16 protein-coding genes and 1 pseudogene are annotated in these 22,205 nt (G+C 55.9%); 6 read left to right on the top strand and 11 right to left on the bottom strand.

Translation table 11 applies throughout. From position 1 onward, the window contains the following. Window positions 1–3: 3 nt before the first annotated feature. The 7 genes and pseudogenes from CHH28_RS20540 to CHH28_RS04610 form a co-directional block, all read right to left on the bottom strand. Window positions 4–285: pseudogene (locus CHH28_RS20540) on the bottom strand (polymorphic toxin-type HINT domain-containing protein); the annotation flags it as partial. A gap of 655 nt (window positions 286–940) precedes the next feature. After that, window positions 941–1,855, bottom strand: coding sequence for a porin (locus tag CHH28_RS04635; RefSeq protein WP_094059211.1), 915 nt, complete (start codon window positions 1,853–1,855; stop codon window positions 941–943). 502 nt (window positions 1,856–2,357) lie between these two features. Further along, a complete protein-coding gene (gene phoU / locus CHH28_RS04630) occupies window positions 2,358–3,086 on the bottom strand; it encodes a phosphate signaling complex protein PhoU (RefSeq protein ID WP_199244001.1) in 729 nt (242 codons plus the stop codon). Between the two features lie 10 nt (window positions 3,087–3,096). Beyond that, window positions 3,097–3,900, bottom strand: coding sequence for a phosphate ABC transporter ATP-binding protein PstB (gene pstB, locus CHH28_RS04625; RefSeq protein ID WP_094059209.1), 804 nt, complete (start codon window positions 3,898–3,900; stop codon window positions 3,097–3,099). A 38-nt stretch (window positions 3,901–3,938) separates the two neighbouring features. After that, a complete protein-coding gene (gene pstA, locus CHH28_RS04620; RefSeq protein WP_094059208.1) occupies window positions 3,939–5,207 on the bottom strand; it encodes a phosphate ABC transporter permease PstA in 1,269 nt (422 codons plus the stop codon). Continuing rightward, a complete protein-coding gene (gene pstC / locus CHH28_RS04615; protein ID WP_094059207.1) occupies window positions 5,200–6,573 on the bottom strand; it encodes a phosphate ABC transporter permease subunit PstC in 1,374 nt (457 codons plus the stop codon). The genes pstA and pstC overlap by 8 nt, the downstream gene beginning before the upstream one ends. Window positions 6,574–6,740: 167 nt before the next feature. Then, on the bottom strand, window positions 6,741–7,784 hold the full coding sequence (locus CHH28_RS04610) for a substrate-binding domain-containing protein (RefSeq protein ID WP_094059206.1): 1,044 nt from the start codon (window positions 7,782–7,784) through the stop codon (window positions 6,741–6,743). 283 nt (window positions 7,785–8,067) lie between these two features. Between CHH28_RS04610 and CHH28_RS04605 the strand changes: the two genes are divergently transcribed. The 3 genes from CHH28_RS04605 (at window position 8,068) to CHH28_RS04595 (ending at window position 11,190) form a co-directional block, all read left to right on the top strand. Further along, complete coding sequence (locus CHH28_RS04605) at window positions 8,068–8,463, top strand: acyl-CoA thioesterase (RefSeq protein ID WP_094059205.1); 396 nt, start codon at window positions 8,068–8,070, stop codon at window positions 8,461–8,463. Between the two features lie 80 nt (window positions 8,464–8,543). Next, window positions 8,544–9,266: a YebC/PmpR family DNA-binding transcriptional regulator gene (locus CHH28_RS04600; protein ID WP_094059204.1), complete on the top strand. Its 723-nt coding sequence runs from the start codon at window positions 8,544–8,546 to the stop codon at window positions 9,264–9,266. Between the two features lie 73 nt (window positions 9,267–9,339). Further along, window positions 9,340–11,190 (top strand): choice-of-anchor I family protein, encoded by a 1,851-nt coding sequence (locus CHH28_RS04595; RefSeq protein WP_094059203.1) that lies wholly within the window; start codon window positions 9,340–9,342, stop codon window positions 11,188–11,190. Between the two features lie 56 nt (window positions 11,191–11,246). On the opposite strand, the gene aroE is transcribed toward CHH28_RS04595, so the two are convergent. From aroE to CHH28_RS04575, 4 genes are all read right to left on the bottom strand, one after another. After that, a complete protein-coding gene (aroE, locus tag CHH28_RS04590) occupies window positions 11,247–12,068 on the bottom strand; it encodes a shikimate dehydrogenase (protein ID WP_094059202.1) in 822 nt (273 codons plus the stop codon). A 9-nt stretch (window positions 12,069–12,077) separates the two neighbouring features. Next, complete coding sequence (hemF, locus tag CHH28_RS04585) at window positions 12,078–13,016, bottom strand: oxygen-dependent coproporphyrinogen oxidase (protein ID WP_094059201.1); 939 nt, start codon at window positions 13,014–13,016, stop codon at window positions 12,078–12,080. A gap of 183 nt (window positions 13,017–13,199) precedes the next feature. Beyond that, a complete protein-coding gene (locus CHH28_RS04580) occupies window positions 13,200–13,886 on the bottom strand; it encodes a response regulator transcription factor (RefSeq protein ID WP_094059200.1) in 687 nt (228 codons plus the stop codon). Further along, window positions 13,849–15,966 (bottom strand): ATP-binding protein, encoded by a 2,118-nt coding sequence (locus tag CHH28_RS04575; protein WP_094059199.1) that lies wholly within the window; start codon window positions 15,964–15,966, stop codon window positions 13,849–13,851. The genes CHH28_RS04580 and CHH28_RS04575 overlap by 38 nt, the downstream gene beginning before the upstream one ends. Before the next feature lie 352 nt (window positions 15,967–16,318). Here CHH28_RS04575 and CHH28_RS04570 point away from each other — a divergent pair, with 352 nt between their 5' ends. From CHH28_RS04570 to CHH28_RS04560, 3 genes are read left to right on the top strand one after another with little or no spacing between them, the layout of a single operon-like run. Beyond that, window positions 16,319–17,581, top strand: a complete 1,263-nt coding sequence (locus tag CHH28_RS04570; RefSeq protein WP_094059198.1) for a hypothetical protein — start codon at window positions 16,319–16,321, stop codon at window positions 17,579–17,581. Window positions 17,582–17,602: 21 nt separating this feature from the next. Continuing rightward, window positions 17,603–19,846 (top strand): UDP-forming cellulose synthase catalytic subunit, encoded by a 2,244-nt coding sequence (bcsA, locus tag CHH28_RS04565; RefSeq protein ID WP_094059197.1) that lies wholly within the window; start codon window positions 17,603–17,605, stop codon window positions 19,844–19,846. Then, window positions 19,839–22,205, top strand: a complete 2,367-nt coding sequence (locus tag CHH28_RS04560) for a cellulose biosynthesis cyclic di-GMP-binding regulatory protein BcsB (protein WP_094059196.1) — start codon at window positions 19,839–19,841, stop codon at window positions 22,203–22,205. Before bcsA ends, CHH28_RS04560 begins: the two co-directional genes overlap by 8 nt.

The following is a 22,205-nucleotide window of genomic DNA, read 5'->3' as shown; positions in this document are numbered from 1 at the left end:
AGCGAAGTTATACACCTGGGTGCTGTTGGTAATGCGATCAACTTCATTGACCCAAGCGTCGCCCTCGCGAGTGGCGATGTAATCATCGACTTTGATATCACCGGCGTCGGTCCAGCCTTTACCTTGCACCCAGAATGGGTGAGTAGGCGTGGCTTTAATAAAACCAAACTCGGTAAAGATAAAGATGTATACATCGGTCTCGCGGTTGACCGTTTGGGTGACGGTGCGAATGCTGTTTTCAAAGCCATCTACGCTGCGGGCGTAGACTGAATCGCCTACTTGAATCTCTTCAATGTTCTTGGCGCCAGTTGGTGTGGCAATCTTGGTGCCGGCGACAAAACTGGAGCGACGCGTGATGTCACAGGTCCAGCCTTCGGGACAAGGTTAAGGAAGGTATTAGATTTTGCGGAAGAGATAACATAGATACGAGCTCAGAATTTCAGCTCTTGGCAAGGTCTCGCACCTAGGTTTTCCGCGCCTTAGCAGGCCACCTGAGTCGGCAATGGCTGTTCCCTCAGCGGTTAGCACCAGCCAACATCCTGCCGGGATACAGGCTGTTGGTATTGCGGCGACCACAGCATTGGCAACGAAGGAAATACGGCCTGCGCAGCGCAGGGGTTCGCCCGCTCAACGCGAGGGATAGAATCCTTCAAAGAGGGCATAGTTTTTTGGGAAAGGTAGCTCTTAACATAAACGCAGCCCGGCATAAGCTCTGAGCGCGATCCCACGCTTTAGCAGGCGACTTTTCCGTGGTGACGGTGGTTTTTAGTTGCTGGAGAAATCAAAGCAGCAGGGGCATTCAGGGGGACGATATGAATGCGCAGCGATAAAACCAGCCCCTGGCTTTATCGGCTTATCTTCTGAAGCTCTGCTGCTGAACAGCTATCTAAGCATTAGCGATCACATGGACGTCATCGCTAATGCTCTGAGCAACGTGGCGTTAGAACTTAAACTCGATGCCCATGCCGGCGTAGCTGGCGTCTTTGGCTTCGTCATCGGCACTTTCATCGGTGTAAAAGGCAATCGCTTTTGCACCTTTGCCGAGGCTGTAGTCGGCACCAACGCTGTAAGTGCTCATGCCTTCGTTAACGATGTCGGACTCACCGTATTGCGCTTTCAGCGTCAGGCCCATGTCCAGCTTGTAAGCCAGCGATGCCATCCAGCCTTCAGCGTCCAGATCGTCCATTTCCTGCTGTTCCCACAATGCACCGAACTGCACACCAGCGAGTTTGGTTTGTGCCACCACACGTGTGACATCGATGTCGTTCCCTTCGACGTCGGTATCACGCGCGACACCGAAGTAAATCGGGCCACGATCGTAGGTCAAGGATACTGAAGTACCATCGTTACGGCCTTCTTGCTCAGCGGCGACATGATCCGCAGCCAGCTGCAAACCGTATAGACGCGGACTGGTGTACATCACACTGTTGCCTTTGCGATTATCACTCACCGTGATGGCGCTTTTGATGTCGCCTTCGAGGTCATTGAATTGATCGACTTTCTTTTGCAGCACTTTCAGTGGCGTGTCGAAAGTACCGATGATCAACTGTCCCGGCGCGCCTTTCAGGCCGGCAAACGTATTGCGCTGCGACAGGTCTGACGCAGACGAGTCTGGTGTGGTCTGGTATTCCACCTGATAGATCGCCTGAATGCCGTGCTTTAACTCGCCTTTGCCCTTCAGGCCCAGGCGCGACGCATTGCTGTTGACCTCGGTGAACTTGCCGCTGCTGTCGTCAGAGGACTGCACAGTCAGGTTCAGTTTGCCGTAGAACTCCGGCAGCTGAATTTCAATCGTCTCTGCCGCTTGGGTTGCCATGGGGGCCAACAGCGCCGCCAACAAAACGTGTTTTTTCATAAAGTTATCCATCAGAATGCATCGTTACCGTTCGGTGACAATAATGTTTCAATTAGATTTCACTTTTATGACAAGCAACGTCTTTGTGACAATTTTGTTGCAAAGAACCGTCCGTGACTTGTGCATACGTCTAAATGTAGCAACAGATATGCGGAAAACCTTGCTCTAGGGCTTGTTAGCGCTATTTAGCTCTTTGCTGCTGGACGTCAGTTTTTCTTGAGTAAGGCCTGAGGAGCGTGGTTTAGCTGGTAAAATAAGCACCGAATAACGTGACTCAGGGAAAAACGGACGCCAGCCCTTCGGGTTATGGCTGAAAAGCCCTCAACCTGTGTTACTCATCCTTCATTTAACTCGTTAAACATCACTCTTCGCGCCTTGCTTGAGGGGTTTTCAGCTCATAACAGCGTGATCGAAATAGTGTTAACAGGCCCTAGGGCAGCAAACTCAACCCAACGGCAATAAAAAAGCGGCGCTGAGCGCCGCTTGCTTGGCCAATCAACAATCAGCTTTTGCTGTCGTCTTTAGTGGCGGCTTGCTCTTCGATCTCCGACAGCGGTGTGTGGCGCACGTCGGTGCCGCTGACCAGGTAAATCACCTGCTCTGAAATATTACGTGCGTGATCGCCGATGCGCTCCAACGCACGCAGAATCCACAGAATATTGATGGCCTGCGAGATCGAGCGCGGATCTTCCATCATGTAGGTGATCAGCTCACGCAGCGCCGCGGCGTATTGTTTGTCGACCAGCTTATCGTTGCGCACCACTTCGATGGCGCCATCAACGTCCGCACGGGCAAACGCATCCAGCGCGCCAGAGATCATTTTTACCACCTCAGCGCCCATATAACGCAGCGACTGCTGGCAAATCTGAGTGTTGCGCGCGTCCGCCACTTCCAGCGTGTGAATCGCGATTTTGCAGGCTTCATCACCGATGCGCTCTAAGTCACGCACCACCCGCGACACCGCCAGCACCATGCGCAGATCTGAGGCTGCAGGCTGGCGACGTACCAGAATTTGCGTGCACTCGTGATCGATGGCGACTTCCATGCTGTCGACTTCGTCTTCGCGACGAATGATGTCGTCAGCGCCGCTGGTCTCACCGCCGCAGATGGCTTCAATGGCTGCCGATACCTGGCGCTCGACCAAGCCACCCATGCCCATCATCTGGTTGCGAATGGCTTCCAGATCGGCATTGAACTGGCCGGAGATATGTTGGTTAAAATTCATTTCCATCATTCAGTCCTTAACCGAAGCGGCCAGTAATGTAGGCCTCTGTGAGCGAGTGTTCCGGCGTGGTAAACACCTGATCGGTCGGATTCACCTCAATCAGCTGGCCCAGGTGGAAGTACGCGGTGCGCTGCGACACACGTGCGGCCTGTTGCATGGAGTGAGTCACGATGGCGATGGTGTAGTTCTCACGCAATTCGTCAATCAACTCTTCAATCTTAGCCGTTGCAATCGGATCCAGCGCGGAGCACGGTTCATCCATCAGGATAACCTCTGGGTCGACGGCGATGGTACGGGCAATACACAAACGCTGTTGCTGACCACCCGACAGGCCGGTGCCCGGCGAATGCAAACGGTCTTTGACTTCGTTCCACAAGCCGGCGCGCTGCAAGCTGCGCTCGACGATTTCGTCCAACTCGACGCGCGATTGCGCCAAGCCGTGAATGCGCGGACCGTAAGCGATGTTGTCATAAATCGACTTCGGGAATGGGTTCGGCTTTTGGAACACCATGCCAACACGAGCGCGCAGTGGCACCACATCCACCTTAGGGTCGTAGATGTTGTCGCCGTCGAGCAAGATATCGCCTTTGATTTGGCAAATATCAATGGTGTCGTTCATGCGATTGAGGCAACGCAAAAACGTCGATTTACCGCAGCCCGACGGGCCAATCAAAGCAATGACTTCATTGGAGCCAATGTCGAGGCTGACATCAAAAATGGCCTGCTTCTCGCCGTAATACACATCAACGCCACGCGCCTGCAGCTTGGGCGACTCAGAAAAGGCCTGACCGTAGGTTGTATGGTTTTCAATAATGCTCATAAATGCACCTAACTAAATCTTGGTAGCCTGGTCGCCGCTTACCAGCGGCGCTCCAGTTTGCGACGCAACCATACGGCCGCCGCATTCATGGTAATAAGGAAGCACAGCAGCACGATGATGGCGCCAGAGGTACGTTCGGTGAAGGCGGCTTCGGAGCCGTTGGACCACAAGAAGATTTGTACCGGCAACACCGTCGATGGATCGGTAATAAAGCCCGGCACATCCACCACGAAGGCAATCATACCAATCATCAACAGCGGTGCGGTTTCACCCAATGCCTGCGCCATACCAATGATGGTTCCGGTCAGCATGCCCGGCAGCGCCAGCGGCAGCACATGGTGGAACACCACCTGCATTTTCGACGCGCCCAAGCCATAAGCGGCTTCGCGAATCGACGGCGGCACCGCTTTGATGGCCGCACGACCAGAGATAATGATGGTGGGCAACGTCATCAAGGTGAGCACCAAGCCGCCTACCAGCGGGGTCGAGCGCGTCACGCCAAATAGGTTGATAAAGATCGCCAAGCCAAGCAAACCGAAGGTGATCGATGGCACCGCAGCCAGGTTGTTGATGTTGATTTCAACAAACTCGGTGATCTTGTTGCGCGGTGCAAACTCTTCCAAATAAATGGCCGCCGCAATGCCGATCGGGAACGACAGCAAAAAGGTCACCATCAGGGTCAGGAAGGTGCCGGTAATAGCACCGCGAATACCGGCCAACTCAGGCTCGCTGGAATCACCATTGGTGAAGAACAGGGTGTTGAACTGAGTGTGCAAACGCCCTTCTTCCGCCCACTGATCAAGCCAACTCAGTTGTTTCTCATTGAGTACCGGATGGGCACTGTGGCCGCGATAGTGCTTAAACCATTGGTCGACATCGTCGTCCATCAGCAGCGACACGCTCACCGTTTGGCCCACCAGAGATGGGTCTTCCAGCACCATTCTTTGCAGCTGCCAACCCGCGCCAGCGCTGATCAGGCTAAACAATTGGCGACGGTCACGGCGCTCGGGTTGCACATCACGGTCAAAATGACGTTTCACCAAGCCGTCGAAGTTGGCCAGTTTGATGGCACCAGGGTCCGCCTGACTGTCGATGCCCAGGTAGTCACCATCCAGCTCGATGCTGACTTCCATCACCGTTTGCTCAAAGGCAGATACGCCGTTTCTGAGAATGTCGGTAAACAGAATCACCAAACACAGCAGGCCAAAGACCACGGAGGCCACACCATAAGCACGGAAACGCGACTCCGACGCACGACGGCGCTTCATGCTGCGCTCGACTTTTTCTCGGGTAGTTAAATTAGTCATACTGCTCCCGGTATTTCTGCACCACTTTCAGAGCGATAAAGTTCAGCGTCAACGTCACCAGGAACAGCACCAGTCCCAGAGCGAAGGCCGCCAGTGTCTTCGGTGAATCGAACTCTTGGTCACCGACCAGCAAGGTGACGATTTGTACCGTTACCGTGGTCACCGAGTCGAGCGGATTGGCGGTCAGGTTAGCGGCCAAGCCAGCAGCCATGGCCACAATCATGGTTTCACCAATGGCCCGCGATACCGCCAGCATCACGGCGCCCACAATACCGGGCAGCGCTGCTGGAATAATCACCTGACGTACCGTTTCACTGCGGGTAGCGCCCAGGCCGTAGCTGCCATCGCGCAGCGACTGCGGTACTGCATTGATCACGTCATCCGACAGTGACGACACAAAAGGAATGATCATAATGCCCATCACTAGGCCAGCGGCCAGGGCACTTTCAGAGGAAACGTCGAGTCCCATGCTCACGCCGATATCACGCACCATCGGTGCCACGGTCAAGACGGCAAAGAAGCCATACACCACGGTCGGAATACCGGCCAGTACTTCCAGCGCTGGCTTGGCGTATTTGCGCACCGTTGGCGTGGCGTATTCAGACAAATAGATCGCCGACATCAAACCCACCGGCACGGCAATGGACATGGCGATCAGGGAAATCAACAAGGTACCTGTAAACAGCGGCACCGCACCGAAGCTGCCAGATGAGCCGGACTGGTCCGCTCGCAGCGCCACTTGTGGCGACCAAGTGGTGCCGAACAGGAACTCAAACACGTTCACTTTCTGGAAGAACGCCCAAGCTTCGTACAGCACCGAGGCAAGAATGCCGAAGGTCGTTAAGACCGCGATACCCGAGCTGGTGAACAGCAACACACTGACAATGCGCTCGACCTCAGTGCGGGCACGCAGCGATGGGCGCAAACGGCGCCAACTCAGCCCCAGCCCCAACAACGCGATTACCAGTGCACCACCCATGTGCAATACGCGATTGCGCTGCTCCAGCGCTAACAAATGTTCTACCGCCGGCTGCAACGACTCATTGGCCGCCAGACCAGCACCTTGGGCCAGGTTATGCACCTTGCTCAGCGCCAGCTGGATTTCAATGTCTGTGCCTTGTTGAATGGCGGCTGGCAGCTGTTTGACCAGCAAGGCATCGACCACTGGCCCTTGCAACAGGCTCCATAACAGCAACAGCAGAACGGCAGGCAAGCCGGTCCACAGTGCCATCAAAGCGCCATAGTGAGTAGGTAGCGAATGCAGCGAACCGCCGGCACTGGCCAGCGCTCGCGCACGATTCCGTCCCAGCAGGTAGGCCCCGCCGAACAGAATCACGATCGCAATGAGTAAGCTACTGTAATTCATGGTATTGGGTTTGCTTCCTGGTCAGCCCGCCGGCGACCCGTTGTCGTTTATGTCACCGAGGTGACGTTAGTCCGCGCACCAACCACCGGCAGGCACACCGGCCGGGGTTTTAACGCACAAAGCCGAGGCGATGCCTCGGCTTTTTTGTCGGCTTATGTAAATAAGCGTCAGTTGGCCGCCAAGGTTTTCTGCGACTTCACGTTTTCACGTACGGTCGCCATTTCAGCTGGCTTCATTGGAATCATGCCTTTTTCTGCTAGGTAACCATATTCGCCCATAGCACGGTCAGACGTAAATTCTGCCAAGTACTCTTCGATACCAGGGATCACATCGATGTGCGCTTTTTTCACGTAGAAGTACAGCGAACGGCTCACTGGGTAAGCACCGCTAGAGATGTTATCAAAGGTTGGCTCTTTGCCATTGATCAGCGAACCTTGCACCTTGTCGGCATTTTGCTCCAGGAAGCTGAAGCCGAAGATGCCCAGTGCCGCCGGGTTAGTCACCAACTTTTGCACGATCAGGTTGTCGTTCTCGCCCGCTTCAATGTACGCGCCGTCTTCACGCATGCCGTGGCACACAGCCTTGTACTTGCTCTTGTCCGCTTTTTTCATCGCTTTGATGAACGGGAACTGCTTACAGCCACCTTCCATCGCCAGCTCAACAAAGGCGTCGCGAGTACCCGACGTTGGCGGTGGGCCCAACACTTCAATTTCACGTGCTGGCAGCGCTGGATTAACGTCTTTCCAAGTCTTGTGCGGGTTTTCTACCAGCGTGTCGCTGCCATCCGGGTTAGGGATGTTTTTCGCCAGCGCCAAGAAGATGTCTTTGGTCGTCAGCTCAATGCGCTCGGCTTCGAGGGTGTTGGCCAGCACGATGCCGTCGTAGCCTGCTTTGACTTCGATGATGTCGTTGACGCCATTTTTCGCGCACAGGTCAATTTCTGATTGCTTGATAGCGCGTGATGCGTTGGTGATATCTGGCGTCGAACCGCCCACACCGGAGCAGAACAGTTTCAAACCGCCGCCGGAACCAGTGGACTCAACCTTAGGCGTCGGGAAATTGGTCGACTTACCGAAGCGTTCTGCCACAACGATCGAGAAAGGGTAAACAGTTGAAGAGCCTACAATGCTGATGTAGTCACGTTCAGCGTGGGCGGCGCTGCCGACCAGTGTCGCCACCAGTGCTGCACCGGTTAACAAAGCTTTTTTCATCACAGTATCCTATTGAAGGTTGGCCGGGTATCCGGGCGGTTAAACAACTGGCGCCATTATTTGACGGCAATGTTACAAAAACATGACAACCCACCGATTTGTGACAATTTAATTACCGTTTAATGACAGCCCCTTCGCCGCCAAACGCAGCTGTCTGACGGCTTCTCTTTGCCAGCGCGCCGGCGGTGTGTGATTCAGACCAAGATCGTAACGAAAGTCAGGTGTACCACCCGGACAAAAGCAGTACACTCAGCGCCAAACAACAACAAACCTCAGGTTGCTCATGGAACCCCGCGAAGATAACCAACCCACTCCGGACGGCGAACTTACCCTGCGCTTGATTCCCTCACGCTGCGACGCCAATGCTCATGGCGATATCAGCGGTGGCTGGGTGGTGGCGCAAATGGATCTGGCGGCAGAAACCGTTGCCAGCCAAATGGCTGAAGGTCGTGTGGCCACCATGGCGGTGGAGCAAATGGCGTTTATGTCGCCCATCCGCGTCGGCGCAGCGGTGTGCTTGTACACCCGGCTGATCGAAATTGGCACCTCGTCGATCCGCATTGGTATTGAAGTCTGGTCGCGTAATCCGACCGAGGATCATCGCCGTAAAGTGGTCGATGCAGAGTTTGTCTACGTCGCCATTGATGAGAAAGGCCGAATTCGCCGCGTGCCGCGCTAAGCTCGGCCTCGCTCTGCTGTGCAAGTCTGGTTACAATCGCAGCGTTTATTCTTTCATTAGTTGCAACTAAGACGATTCCCATGGGCAGAGCGTATCAAAACCGTAAAGAATCCATGGCCAAAACGGCCGCGGCAAAAACCAAGGTCTATTCCAAATACGGCCGTGAAATCTATGTAACGGCCAAAGCGGGCGGCGCCGACCCCAGTGGTAACCTGGCGCTGCGCAGCTTGATCGATCGCGCCAAGAAAGATCAGGTGCCGTCGCATGTGATCGAAAAAGCGTTGGATAAAGCCTCCGGCGCTGGCGGCGAAGACTTTCAACCGGCTCTCTACGAAGGCATTGGCCCTGGCGGCGTGATGGTGCTGATCAGCGCCCTGACCGACAATGGCAACCGTACCTTTGGCGAAATCCGCGGCGTGTTCTCCAAGTGCAAAGCCAAGCTGGGCACTCAGGGGTCGGTGTCGCACATGTTCGACCACCGCGCCATGTTCGTCTTCGCTGGTGACGATGAAGAAGCCGCACTCGAAGCCTTGATGATGGCCGATGTTGACGTATCGGACATCGACTGCGAAGACGGCATGATCACCGTGCTGGTACCGCCGACGGAATTCTTCAAAACCAAAACAGCGTTGCTGGAGCTGGACGACAGCATCGACTTTGAAGTGCAGGAAATCACCTACCTGCCGACCATGGAGCACCCGCTCAGCAGCGACGACAGCGATGCCTTCGAGCGTTTTGTCGGCCTGCTCAATGACCTCGAAGACGTGCAAGAGATTTACCACAACGGCCAGTTCGGCGAATAAGCCGCTTCGTTACATAACTGTCATTGCTGGTCTGTACCCTGCGTGAACCTTTTCTTCACGCAGGGTATTGCAGATGACGACCTGGACACAACGCACCTTACTTCTCGCCATGAGCGCCGCCTTGGCAGCCTGTGGCAGTGACAGCAACGACAGCGACCGCCAAAGCCCGCTGCAACAACTCGGCATTCAATGCCAAACCAGCGCAGCCGCCGCCCCACTGGGTGCCGGTACCCTGACGCTATCTCTGGTGGATAGCTACCAATCAGGCAACGCATTCGACAGTGCATCGGCGGAAATCGTCAGTTACGACGCCTGTTCAGACCGCTTGTACGTGGTCAACGCCAACGACAAAACCGTTGATGTGTTGTCGCTTGCCAGCGCCAACAGTGCGCCTCAAAAAGCCGGTCAAATTGATCTCAACAGCGTAGCGACTGCCGCAGGCATCAGTATTGGCGCCGCCAACAGCGTGTCTACCGCACAGGGCTTAGTCGCAGTGGCCATCGAAGCCGCTAATAAACAAGACCCCGGCCTGCTGGCTCTTTATCGCAGTGATGATCTGTCGTTGCTGGCCACCTACCCTGCCGGTTCCTTGCCCGACATGGTGAGTTTATCCAGCGACGGTCGCTATCTGCTGAGCGCCAACGAGGGCGAACCGAGCGGCGATTACAGCAACGACCCAGAAGGATCAGTCACCATCGTCGATCTGGCCAATGGTTTTACTGCCGATCAGGCGCAGGTAAAGCAGGTTCGCTTTGACGGCTTCAATCAGGGCAATAGCCGCCATGCTGAACTGGGGTCCATGGTGCGACTGGCCGGCCCGGCGGGCACCAGTGTGGCGCAGGATCTGGAACCTGAATATTTGACTCTGGCATCTAACGGCAAGGCCTACGTTGCTCTGCAGGAAAATAACGCGCTGGCCATCATCGACGTTGCCTCCGCTCGCGTCGATACCATCAAAGGCCTGGGGCTCAAACCTTGGGACGCAGCCAGCGGCAATCAGTTGGACGCGTCCAATCGAGATGCCGGCACCGGGCAGTTTGCCAGCTATGAGCTGCTCACCGGTCTGTACATGCCGGATACCATCGCCAGTGTGAACATCAACGGCCAGGATTACGTGCTGTCCGCCAATGAAGGCGATGGCCGCGAGTACCTGTACAGCGCTAGCCAAGCCGTTTGCGATGCTGCAGGTCACTTATGGGATGGCGATGCATTCCAGCCAGGCGGCGAGGACGAAGACGCCAACAAATATCAAACTGAGCTCGATGACTGCATCGCCTTTATCGACGAAGCACGCGGCGGTGACCTGCAAGACCGTGTGGCGGATGATCATCCGTTAAAAGCGGCGCTGGGCGACAATGACCAACTGAAGCGTTTGAAGTTTGTCACCGACCAAAACAGCATCGCCGCCACAGAACCGCTGATGAGTTTTGGCGCGCGTTCATTTTCCATTTGGAACGCCAACGGCGAGCTGGTGTTTGACAGCGGCGATGACATCGCCAAACGCGTATTTGCCAGCGAAGGGGATTACTTTAACGCCACCAATGACGTTAACCTGCTGTCGGAAACCGCTGACAACCGCAGCGATGACAAAGGCATCGAGCCTGAAGCCATTGAAGTGGCCCAGATCGGCGAACGCACTTTTGTATTTGTCGGCTTAGAACGCCAGGGTGGCATCATCGTTTACGACATCAGCATCCCCAGCGCGCCAGTGTTCCAGAGCTACCTCAACCACCGTGACTTCACCGCCCCGGTGTGCACCGAGGTCAATGACGATGGCGAGTGCGATAACGACACCTACAACCCAGCGGCGGGTGATTTAGGCCCGGAGTCCATCGAGTACTTCAGCCGCGGCGGTGAGCATTGGCTGGCAGTCGGAAACGAGGTCAGCGGCACCACCAGCGTCTATCGCCTTTCTAGCAACTAAAGCCTCATTAGCTACTCTCAGCAGCTAATGAGTGCGCGGGCCTTAGAGGCCCGCTGCTATTTCAGCGCGGCGCGCAGGGCTTCCAGCACGTCGCGGGTGGCTGGCCGCACACCGCGCCACAAAGCAAAGGCTTCAGCGGCTTGCTCCACCAACATGCCAAGACCATCCAGGGTGATCACCGCACCTTGCTGCTGCGCCCACAGATTGAACACCGTGGTTTCGGCACTGTACATCATGTCGTAACAAACACTGTGACCATCCACCAGCCCAGCCGGCAGCGGCGGCAATTCGCCGACTAAGCTGGCCGATGTGCCATTGATCACCACATCGAACAAACCGCTTAACGCTTCAAAACCGCAACCAGACACCCGACCCAAGTCGTCAAAGTCGTGCGCCAGCGCTTGGGCTTTGGCCACCGTGCGATTGGCGATCACCACTTCGGCCGGTTGCTGTTCAAGTAACGGCTGCAACACGCCGCGCACTGCGCCACCGGCGCCGAGAATCAGTATGCGTTTATGCCGCAGCTCAACGCCGTGGTTGTCGGTCAGGTCTCGCAGCAGCCCAACGCCGTCGGTGTTGTCGGCCAGCACTTGGCCATCGTCTTGGCGAATTAAAGTGTTCACTGCCTGCGCTCGCTGCGCCCGCGTGCTGTGCTCATCGGCGTAGCGCCAGGCGTCTTGCTTAAACGGCACGGTCACGTTCAGCCCTTTACCGCCGCGGCGGAAAAACTGGCTCACCGCCTCGTCAAAACCATCGGTTGGCACCAACATGGCCGAGTACAGCAGCGACTGCTCGGTTTGCTCGGCAAAGGCCGTGTGTATTTGCGGCGATTTACTATGGGCAATGGGGTTGCCCATGACGGCGTACAAATCTGTCATGTTGGCTCCTTAAACCCAGTCTTTATGCGGCAGAAAGTCGGTGTACAAACGCTCTTCCCACGAACCAGGTTGTGGCTGCCAGTCGTAATCCCAATGAGCGACAGGCGGCATCGACATCAAGATCGACTCCGTGCGTCCGCCACTTTGCAGGCCGAAGATGGTGCCGCGATCGAACACCAGGTTGAACTCAACGTAGCGGCCACGGCGATAGCACTGGAATTTGCGCTCATGCTCGCCGTATGGCTGTGCTTTACGTCGTGCCACTATGGGGCAATAAGCGTCGATGTATCCATTGCCCACCGCCTGCATAAAGGCAAAGCTGCGTTCGAAGTCAGCACCGTCGCCCCAGTCGTTAAGGTCATCAAAGAACAGGCCGCCCACACCACGGGTTTCATTGCGATGCTTAAGGAAGAAATATTCGTCGCACCAGCGCTTGTAGCGCGGGTAAACCTCTGCACCAAACGGCTGACACAAGTCTTTGGCGGTTTGATGCCAATGCACCACATCTTCTTCAAACGGGTAAAACGGCGTTAAATCAAAGCCGCCGCCAAACCACCACACTGGCTCTTCGCCGTCTTTTTCGGCAACGAACAAACGTACGTTGGCGTGCGACGTCGGCACATAGGGGTTGTGTGGATGAATCACCAGCGAGACGCCCAGCGCCTGGAAGCTGCGACCAGCCAACTCAGGCCGTGATGCCGTCGCCGATGCCGGTAATTGCTGGCCGTGCACATGGGAGAAGTTCACCCCGCCTTTTTCGATCACCGCACCATTCGCCATGACTCGTGTACGGCCGCCGCCGGTCAAACCGCTGCTGGCTCCAGGCTCGCGCTGCCAGTCGTCGTGCTCGAATGTGGCTTGGCCATCTTCGGCTTCCAAGGCGGCGCAAATGCGATCCTGCAGATCGAGCAAATAGTTGCGCACAGCGGTGACGTCACACTGACTCATAGAAATTCCTTCAGCTTAAAGCGGGTTAACAAATGGGAGACGATGACAGTGCTCAGACATGGCTGGCTTGGCGCCTGACTCAAAACAAACAAGATGGAGGTTGGGCTGGCGGTCATACAGTGACTGGTTCATCAACAAACCTGAACACTAACCCAAGCCCAGATCGGAAAAAAGGGCAACAGATCAATCTCGGACCAGCATGTAACCCTGACCGCGGTAGGCCACGATGCGATTGTCGGTCACGCCGTCGATGGTGAGTTTGCGTCGCAGGCGACTGATCAGCACATCCATCGCGCGCCGGCGCTTCCAGGCATCGTCACAGACATTGCCGTACACACAGTGCTCTAAACGATCGCGTGGCACCAGTTGGCCTTGGTTGGCCAGTAATCTGAGCAGCAGATTCATTTCCTGCTCGCCGAGATTCACCTGCTCGCCCGCTTTACTCAGCACCCGAGTTTCAACGTCCAGCTCAAAGCCGAGAAAATGAATGCCATCCGGTTCAGGCTCTGGCATACGGCGCAGCAAACCATTCACCCGCAGCAGCAACTCATCAAAGTTCACCGGTTTGCAGACGTAATCGTCGGCACCGGCGCTCAAACCGCGAATGCGATCCTGATCTGCGTCGTGCACGGAAATTAAGATGGTGCCCAACTCCGCTTCCACGTCGTTGAGCAAGTCGATGGATTCACCATCCGGCAACGACACGTCTGATATCAATAGACGCGGCGGATGTTGGCGCAGCAACTGACGAGCCTCGGCCAGATTAGCGGCACAGTGCACTGCAAAGCCCTGCTGGCGCAAAAAATTAGCCAGCGACTGCTGCAGCAGCATGTCATCCTCTAACAGTAAGATCGGTGTCCGTTCTTGCATGGTCTCCAACGGTGCCCTGCTCCCTAAGACGCTCGACACTGAACACTAACAGTTGTTCCAGTGCAATACATTGTGATGATTGTATCGGTCCATCTTGATCAAGCAAGTTCAAGGCCATGCTCATCACACGGCTTAGCCCCAAGCTTGCGCTCTGGCTGGCGATACGGTGAATGACCGGCCGCATGGCTTCCACGCCAATCGGCAGTGGCACACAGGCCAGTAGCGCCGTTAATGATTGCTGCAACTGCTGTGGCCATAAGTCGGGCGGCATGTAACGACGGGTCTGCTCCAGCAGCTCGTGGTTGATCAGCGGGTCGAGCTTTTCCTCTTGTAGCGGCCGCAAAGCGTCGGCCAGGGCGGCGATCGTTAGCGGCTTGGTGAGCACGGAGTCCACCCCAGCTTGCACCAGCCGTTGATGACGTTGCTGGCTGTTATCGGCGGTAAAGGCGATGACGTCGGTCATCAAGCGCTGCTCGCTGAGCCAGGGTAATAAGCTCAGGCCATCGCCATCTGGCAGGTTCATGTCGAGAATAATGACATCCACATGATGCTGGCGCCGATGTTGCCGTGCTTCCGCCAAGCTGCCGACGCTGGCTACCCAATGGCCAAGTTGCCGCAGTTGGTTAACGATCAGGTCGCGATTGAGCAACACATCTTCTACCACCAGTACCGCCAGCGGAACGTCCAACGGCACGGCTTCGGCCGCCAGTTCTTCGTCGTCGTGAATCAGCGCTAGGCTAAAACTAAAGCGACTGCCGCGCCCCGCTTCACTTTCACACTGCAGCCGGCTGTCCATTTGCCGCAGCCATTGCTGAGCCAGTGACAACCCCAGGCCACTGCCTTCCAGATCACGAACTTTCTCGGCGCGGGTAAAAGGCAACAGCAGGCGCTGAATATCCTCTTTGGCGATGCCACGGCCGGTGTCTTTAACGGCAAACAGCACGGTCTGCGCGCCTGTCGATTGGGCGCTGACCACCACCTCGCCTGCTTCGGTGTATTTCACCGCATTGCTGATCAAGTTGGTCAGCACCTGACGCAGTCGCACGCTGTCGATGCGACGACACCCCAGCTTCTGATCACACTCGAGCCGCAAGCTCACCTCAGGGCGTTGCACCAGCGGCTGCAGACCGGCCACCAGGCAGCGCAACCAGCTGTCCAACATCACTACTTGCTGCGGGCGATGAGATTCTGAGTGTTCCTGCTCGGATTGCACCAGCACGTCTCGCGCCAGCTGCGACAGCCCCATGGCATGATCGATAATGGCGCTGCAGTCCTGGCGTATACCGGGTTCTGGTCGCCGCGATTGCAGGCCTTCCGCCAACCCGGCAATGGCGTTGAGCGGAGTGCGCAGCTCATGACTGAGGGTCGCTAAAAAGCGACTTTTGGCGGCGGCATTGTGCTGGGCTTGTTGCTGTAACAGCGCGAGTTCTAATTGCCGGTCTTCCTGCATCAGCAGCGCGTAACTCAATACCAGGCCGTAACAGACGAAATAGCCCACACTGGACACCGCCAAGTTGATCAGTCGACCGTCCATAATGGTGTGAAAGGTGGTGTCAAACAGCACGGTAGTCAGCCTCACCAGCATGATCACCACCATCAGCAGGCACATGGCAAACATCAAGTTAACGCCATAACGCCCGGTGCGCCAACCAAAGCGATGCGACACCACATACGCGGAAATTGAGTACGCCACGATGTACATCAGACTGTAAATGATGATGCGTGCTCGGGTATCGAAGTCGATCCAGGTGTAATAGTTAAACGGCAGGCTAAAGCTCAAGGTCAGCAGTAACGACAACTGCCAGGTGGTTTTTTTAGGCCAGCCGCAGTAGGTCAGCACGCCGGCCATGGTGAGCATCGTCCAGGCCATTAAACAGTGGTTGGCAAAGGTCACCCCCCACCACAAATGCCCCTCTATTTGCAGTGGCAATAGCAGCGGCCCCATGGGCAAACAGATGGAAGCAATCAGCCATGGGCGCATCGCCGGCTGCTGGCGATTGAGCAAATACAGTGGCCACAAGAACACCGCACACGCCATGGACATCATGGCGAAAGATTGGTAGTAAAACGCCGGTCCCATTCAGATCAGCCTCACGATATACGTCCACATCCAAGCGAACAGGTCAAAATAACGTCACTCCATTACGACGGTTTGCGACAGTTCTGAAAAACCGGCCCATGTTACACAGAGTAACACTAAAGCGTCAGTTCGCTCCCATTACCGTGCAATACTCAGCAGCAATTAAGAACCGATGGTTGATTTTGTCTAATACCTCGTCAATCAAAACGACGCTTTTTTGACTTCCGAAATTGCTGCGCTAACGACGACAAAACGCCACCGCTAACAAAACGCAAGATCACGTGCGCCGGAGGGATCCATGGCAATGCACTCAGTATCATCGCAACCGTACTCAAAAAGGTGTTCATACGCTATGGCTTCGGCAGACGTTAGTACGCCAGCACAGGCTCAGATGGTCACCGATTCATTGAATCAGCTGACCGACGTATTAATTCACCGTGGCGACTTCGCCAGCTTGGCTCCCGAAGCCATTTCGGTACTGCTCGCGGTTCGTTACGCCGTGCAATCGGTGGCTGACCACAACTATTGCCCGCCCAGTGAAGAGCTGCACGAACTCACTGGTATGAGTATCGACACCATTGAAACAGGCCTGGATAGCCTGTATCGCCATGGCTATCTCAATCGTGAAAGTTTCTGGCGCGATGGCGAATCGCACACCTGTTATCGCGTGCGTGAGCGGCAGCTGATGGTGAACCCAGAAGGTGAGGTCGATGGCGAACTCAGCTGGGATTTGAACAACCCCGCCGACGTGTTTGGTCTGCATGAATTTCGCAATCTGCTCGCCAGTGGCAGCTTAGGTGACGCCAAGGTGGTGCACATTGAGCGCTTGCAGCTCAACATCAGCAGCACCCGCGACGATGGAGTGAGTGTGTTTCACCAACCGTCGACGGATGAAGACGGTTACTTTCAAGACACAGTGCGGCCGATTAACGCCGCCACCCAGCACATTCTGGAAGAGTTTCACCAGCGCCAACAGCCGATCGCCAACGACGCCAACCAAACTCAAAAGGCTGCTGCGGCAACCAACACCGCCGGCGATGAACCCGTTACGGACGTGGCCGCTGATTCTGTGCAGCCTGAACAGACCACAGTAAATGGAACACCTGCGGACGCTGCTTCTACTGCCTCTAACACTGTCTCTGTCGCTGACCTGAGCGATGCCCTTGAACTCGAGCGCAGCAGCCAGCCCAGTAGCGATGAAGCTGATCATGTGGATGAGTTGGATAACGAGTTCAAAGGCGTTTACCAACAGTACGTCGCGCGCCTGCACAAGGAGTTCTCGCACGCGTTGCAAACCGCCGAGCAAGCCGTGCGCTCGACTTATCACCTCAAGGCTGAGCATCAACAGCAGCAGCCACGCCAGCCGATTGGCCTTGGCATGTTACTCAATGGGGCAAAGTGGCAGCGGGAAATGACTCAGTGGCAGCAAGAGCAACTACAGCTGGATAACAACTATGAGACCAGCATGGCTGAGCAGCAGCGGTTGATGAGCGCATTAATTCCGGGCACCGAGGGCGAGCTACCGCTGTACATTCGCGAAGCGCTGGAGCAGATCCAGCTCGACCATCCGCACTTGGCGACGCAGGCACAACGGAAGTTACGCAACGCCCTTTGACACCAGCGCAAGGAATGCTCAGTGAGTCTCACCACCCTGTCAGATTGGCCGGTTCGAACGCTGTGGATCATCGCAGTGTTGCTGTTTTTGTGGCTGGCCAGCTTGCCATTGTTATTGTTGCCGCAGTACTTATTGGCCGGCTGTGCGTTATTGGCGTTTTATCTGCTGTCGCGGCTGACCACCACACCACAATCGCTGCATCGCCAGGGCAACAGTCCATTGCGCGTGCTGGTGATTCTGTTGGCGGTATTTTTAACCCTGCGTTACTTCTTTTGGCGCACCTTTAATACCCTGCCCGACGATGATCCGTTCAGCCTGATCGCAGGGCTGTTGCTGTATCTGGCCGAGCTGTACGGCATTTTGATTTATTTGCTCGGAGCGTTCGTCAACATCAACCCCTGGCGACGTGAGCCGGTGCCATTGCCGGAGGATCAATCGTTGTGGCCGACGGTCGATATCATGGTCCCGAGCTACAACGAAGACGCCGACATTCTGCGCATCACGCTGACGGCGGCACGCGATGTCGATTACCCCAAAGACAAACTCAACGTCTACTTATGCGACGACGGTGGCACCTTGTTTCGCCGCTACCATCACAGTGACCCGGCTGTGCGTGAAGAGGCACATCGACGTCATCACGAGCTGCGGGCACTGTGCGACGAAATCGGTGTACGCTACCTCACCCGTCATCAGAACAATCATGCCAAGGCGGGCAACCTCAATGCGGCGTTGGAGCATACCCATGGCGAGCTGATCTTAATTCTCGACGCCGATCACGTGCCGACCGAGGACTTTCTGCAAAACACCGCGGGTTGGTTTATCAAAGACCCGAAGCTGTTTTTGCTGCAAACCCCACACAACTTCCTCAACCCGGACCCGATCGAAAAGAATCTATCGACCTACGAAAAAATGCCGAGCGAAAACGAGATGTTTTACGGCGTTATTCAGCAAGGGTTGGATTTTTGGGGCGGCACGTTTTTTTGTGGTTCAGCAGCGGTGTTGCGCCGTGAGTATCTGATGCAAATTGGCGGCATCAGCGGTGACAGCATCACCGAAGACGCCGAAACCGCCATGGATTTGCACAGCTTGGGTTATCACAGCGCCTATATCAGCAAGCCCATGGTTGCGGGGCTGCAGCCGGAAACGTTTACCGGCTTTATCAGCCAGCGAGTGCGTTGGGCGCAGGGCATGATGCAGATTTTCCTGCTCAAAAACCCTTGGACACGCCCCAAGCTGTCGTTGGCCAAACGCCTAGCCTATACCTCCAGTGCCGGTTTTTGGTTTTTCCCCTTTGCTCGCGCCATCTTTCTCGTGGCGCCGCTGGCCTACTTCCTGTTCGGCATCAACATCTACTACGCCAATCTACAAGAGATGCTGGCTTACGCCTTGCCGCACTTGTTGGCCGCTTGGGGGCTGTCGAACTACCTGTTCGGCAAAGTGCGCTGGCCGTTTGTTTCGGAAATCTACGAAACCATGCAGTCTTTGTTTGCTCTGCCTGGGCTGATCAAGGTATTCAAAAATCCGCGTGCGCCGTCCTTTATCGTTACCCCCAAAGGTGAGTTCCTGGAGGATGACTTCATTTCCCAACTGGCGCCGCCGTTTTATTGGTTTTTGGGGCTATCACTGATTGGCTTCGCTGCCGCCATTTATCGCTACACCTATTACCCGCTTGATCGCGACGTGGTGATCGTCGTCAGTGCTTGGGCGGTGTTTAACTTCATCATGCTCATTGGTGCCTTGGGGGTACTGCTTGAGCGTAAACAACGCCGCTCTGCACCGCGTATGGTATTGCCAGAGCCGGTTCCGGTGATGTTCAACAGCGCCACACTGCCGCCGGTGAAAGTGGCTTGGGTACACGATGCCTCGAGTACCGGCGCAGCATTAGAAGCTTGGTTTCAAAGCCCGCCGGCATTGATTCAAGGCCAGCGCGTACGGGCGCGCTATCGCTTAGCGCCAGCCGATGACTGGTCCGAGTTACCCATTCTGGTGCGCAGCGTGCGCCACGTCGGCAGCAGCCCTCACCAGCATCGCTATCGCATCGGTGCTCACTTTGATCCGCGCAGCGATGCCGAACACAGTGCTGTGGTGCGTTTGTTGTACAGCAGCAGCGACCAACTTGAGCACAACTTGGCACGTCGTCACCAACGCATGACCACCTGGCGCGGCCTCAGCTTTGTTACCAGCACAGCCCTGCGCTACGGCGTGGAGCACATTCGCTTTGTCGTTTTACAACTGTTAGGTAAATCCAAGGAGTCCCATGATTAGTCGGATGTTCGACACCGGTTACGCACCGGCCGCAGCACTGAAAGGTTATTGGTCACGACTGCTGCTGGGAGCCTTGTGCTTACCGCTGTTCTCCAGTCATGCGCTGGAAGGTGTGCAATTCAAAGATGGCGCCTTTCATGCGCCGCTGTCTGCTTTTAAAGGGGACAGCGTGCCGATGGACTTACGCGGCGCCAACGCGGTGCAAGATATCAGTGTTCCCATTCCACATCGTCTGCACATCAGCAAAGCCTGGCTAGAGCTGAGTTTCACCAATTCCATTGGTGTGGTGGATGGCTCGGTGTTAGGCGTCGAATTTGACCAGCGTCCAGTAGCTCAGTTGCCGTTGCGAGGCAGTAAGCCACGTACCAGCGCTCGTATGGCGCTGCCGCTGGCAGCCATGAAACCCGGCTACTACGACCTGTCGTTTGCCGCATCCCAGCATTACAGCCAAGGCTGTGAGGACCCGACGCGGGCGTCGCTGTGGACCAAAATCGACATGGAGCAATCCAAGCTGGTGGCCGAAGCCAAGCTGCGTCCACTCAATCCGGTGCTGAGCGAATTAGAACGCTTGGTAGACCCTAAGTTGTGGTCTTACTACCGCTTGAACATCCTCTCGCCATCAGCGCTGGCCACCCAGACCGTGTTTGAAGCCGGATCACTGGTGGCTCAAGGCACGGCCTTATTGCTCGACTACGCCCCAATGGGGGTGCAGCATCAGCCACTAGAGCGGTTGGATGGCAAACTTCGCGATCAGCGCGCCGCCAACACGGTGCTAAGCGGCATCGACTTCAGCAACGTCGGCGCCGGTGATGTGATCGTGCTGGGCACGCGCGACTCCCTGATGCCGTATTTGCGCCAAGACGAACTCAACCGCATCAGCAACGGCTACTTCGGTATTTTCCCGCGACCGGACAAGCCAGAATACTTTGTGTTGCTGGTGGCAGGCACGAGCGAAGATCAACTGTTGGATGCCAGCAAAGCCATGGCTTCTGGCCGCCTGTTGCTGCCTTACGCCCAGCGAGCAGAACTGGATCAGCTCACTTTGCCACCGCTGCCAACCCGCCAAGCGCGTGGCTTGTTAATGCCAGATAGCGATCGCAAGCACAGATTCAGCGAGTTTGGTTTTCGCTCCACCACCCTCAGCGGCATGGGAGCGCCAGGCAGCAGCCTGATGTTTTGGTCTCAGCCAGACCCGTTTGCGCCATTGAAAGACACCCTCGACCTGGAAATCAATGCCGCCTATTCCGGCGGTATGAACAGCGATTCCGTACTCAACTTGCTGCTCAATGGTCGTTATGAGTCGGCCCTGCCATTGTCCGATCCCAAAGGCGGTCGCTATGAGCGCATGAAAATCAGTATTCCCTATGCGCATCTGCAGCCAGGGTGGAACGAACTGCAGCTGATCGCCGACATGAAACCCACTTTTATGGGTGGCGAATGCCAGCCGATAGTCGACAGTCACCTGAAAACGACGGTGTTTGAGCAGTCCACCATTCGTCTGAATTCACGCGGTGACGTCACTATGCTGCCCGACCTGGACCTACTGCAACGCACGGGGCTTCCTCTGGCGTACGAGCCCGATGGCCAGGCCATGCGGGTGGTGTTATCGAGTACCAGCAGCGGGACCTTGTCCGCCGCCTGGACGTTGCTGGGCAAACTGGCACAACTCAATCGCAATGCCCTCACGGCCGCGGACTACAGCCTCAATCTCGGCAGCCTGGAAGACGACCAGGAACGTTCGACCTTATTACTCGGTGTCGATGCATCATTGCCACCTAGCGTGGCGGAACGGCTGCAGTTCCCGAATCTGCGTCGCAGCGCGCAGCAGCCGCAGCTAAGCGAAGAAGCAGTGACCGAGTTCACTTTCAAGAACGTGTTAATCGGTTTACTACCTGAATCGTGGCAGGCTTGGTTTGGTCTGCAGCAAACCGAGCAGCTCGAGCGCATTTACGCCACGGCGGCTTTGAATGCTGATTTCCGCAAAGAAAGCGCCATGCTGTTGATGCGTGATCCACAACAAAAAGAGCGCAGTTTGGTGGTGGTCACCAGCGCGGACAGCGACAAGCTGGCCACCGATGTGATGGCGCTGGTGCAGTTTGAGCCTTGGAGCCGCATTGCTGGCGATACCGTGTTATGGAGTGCAGATTCGGATCGCCCTGGGCTGGTACGCAGCGCCCGACTGACCAAGCCCGTCGATGAAGACAGCATCGGTACACAGCGAAGCATTGGCTACTTCTTCACACAGCATCCGCTGTTGTTCCTGTTGCTGGTTCTCGCCACCATCGCCGCCCTGGTGTTGCTAACGCACTACCTTCTGGCCAAACGACAACTGCGTCGCCAGCAAAATCCGGGAGACTAA

This window comes from Bacterioplanes sanyensis, assembly GCF_002237535.1.
In the GTDB taxonomy this organism is placed as follows: domain Bacteria; phylum Pseudomonadota; class Gammaproteobacteria; order Pseudomonadales; family Oceanobacteraceae; genus Bacterioplanes; species Bacterioplanes sanyensis_A.
The sequence above is the reverse complement of the archived record's forward strand: the minus strand, read 5'-3'. Positions and strand labels throughout refer to the sequence as shown.

Coding starts and splice junctions, on each gene's coding strand:
- CHH28_RS04560 (WP_094059196.1), top strand. CDS start 19,839: ATGATTAGTCGGATGTTCGACACCGGTTACGCACCGGCCGCAGCACTG.
- pstB (WP_094059209.1), bottom strand. CDS start 3,900: ATGAGCATTATTGAAAACCATACAACCTACGGTCAGGCCTTTTCTGAG.
- CHH28_RS04605 (WP_094059205.1), top strand. CDS start 8,068: ATGGAACCCCGCGAAGATAACCAACCCACTCCGGACGGCGAACTTACC.
- CHH28_RS04580 (WP_094059200.1), bottom strand. CDS start 13,886: ATGCAAGAACGGACACCGATCTTACTGTTAGAGGATGACATGCTGCTG.
- CHH28_RS04600 (WP_094059204.1), top strand. CDS start 8,544: ATGGGCAGAGCGTATCAAAACCGTAAAGAATCCATGGCCAAAACGGCC.
- hemF (WP_094059201.1), bottom strand. CDS start 13,016: ATGAGTCAGTGTGACGTCACCGCTGTGCGCAACTATTTGCTCGATCTG.
- CHH28_RS04610 (WP_094059206.1), bottom strand. CDS start 7,784: ATGAAAAAAGCTTTGTTAACCGGTGCAGCACTGGTGGCGACACTGGTC.
- aroE (WP_094059202.1), bottom strand. CDS start 12,068: ATGACAGATTTGTACGCCGTCATGGGCAACCCCATTGCCCATAGTAAA.
- phoU (WP_199244001.1), bottom strand. CDS start 3,086: ATGGAAATGAATTTTAACCAACATATCTCCGGCCAGTTCAATGCCGAT.
- pstC (WP_094059207.1), bottom strand. CDS start 6,573: ATGAATTACAGTAGCTTACTCATTGCGATCGTGATTCTGTTCGGCGGG.
- CHH28_RS04575 (WP_094059199.1), bottom strand. CDS start 15,966: ATGGGACCGGCGTTTTACTACCAATCTTTCGCCATGATGTCCATGGCG.
- CHH28_RS04595 (WP_094059203.1), top strand. CDS start 9,340: ATGACGACCTGGACACAACGCACCTTACTTCTCGCCATGAGCGCCGCC.
- pstA (WP_094059208.1), bottom strand. CDS start 5,207: ATGACTAATTTAACTACCCGAGAAAAAGTCGAGCGCAGCATGAAGCGC.
- CHH28_RS04635 (WP_094059211.1), bottom strand. CDS start 1,855: ATGAAAAAACACGTTTTGTTGGCGGCGCTGTTGGCCCCCATGGCAACC.
- CHH28_RS04570 (WP_094059198.1), top strand. CDS start 16,319: ATGGCTTCGGCAGACGTTAGTACGCCAGCACAGGCTCAGATGGTCACC.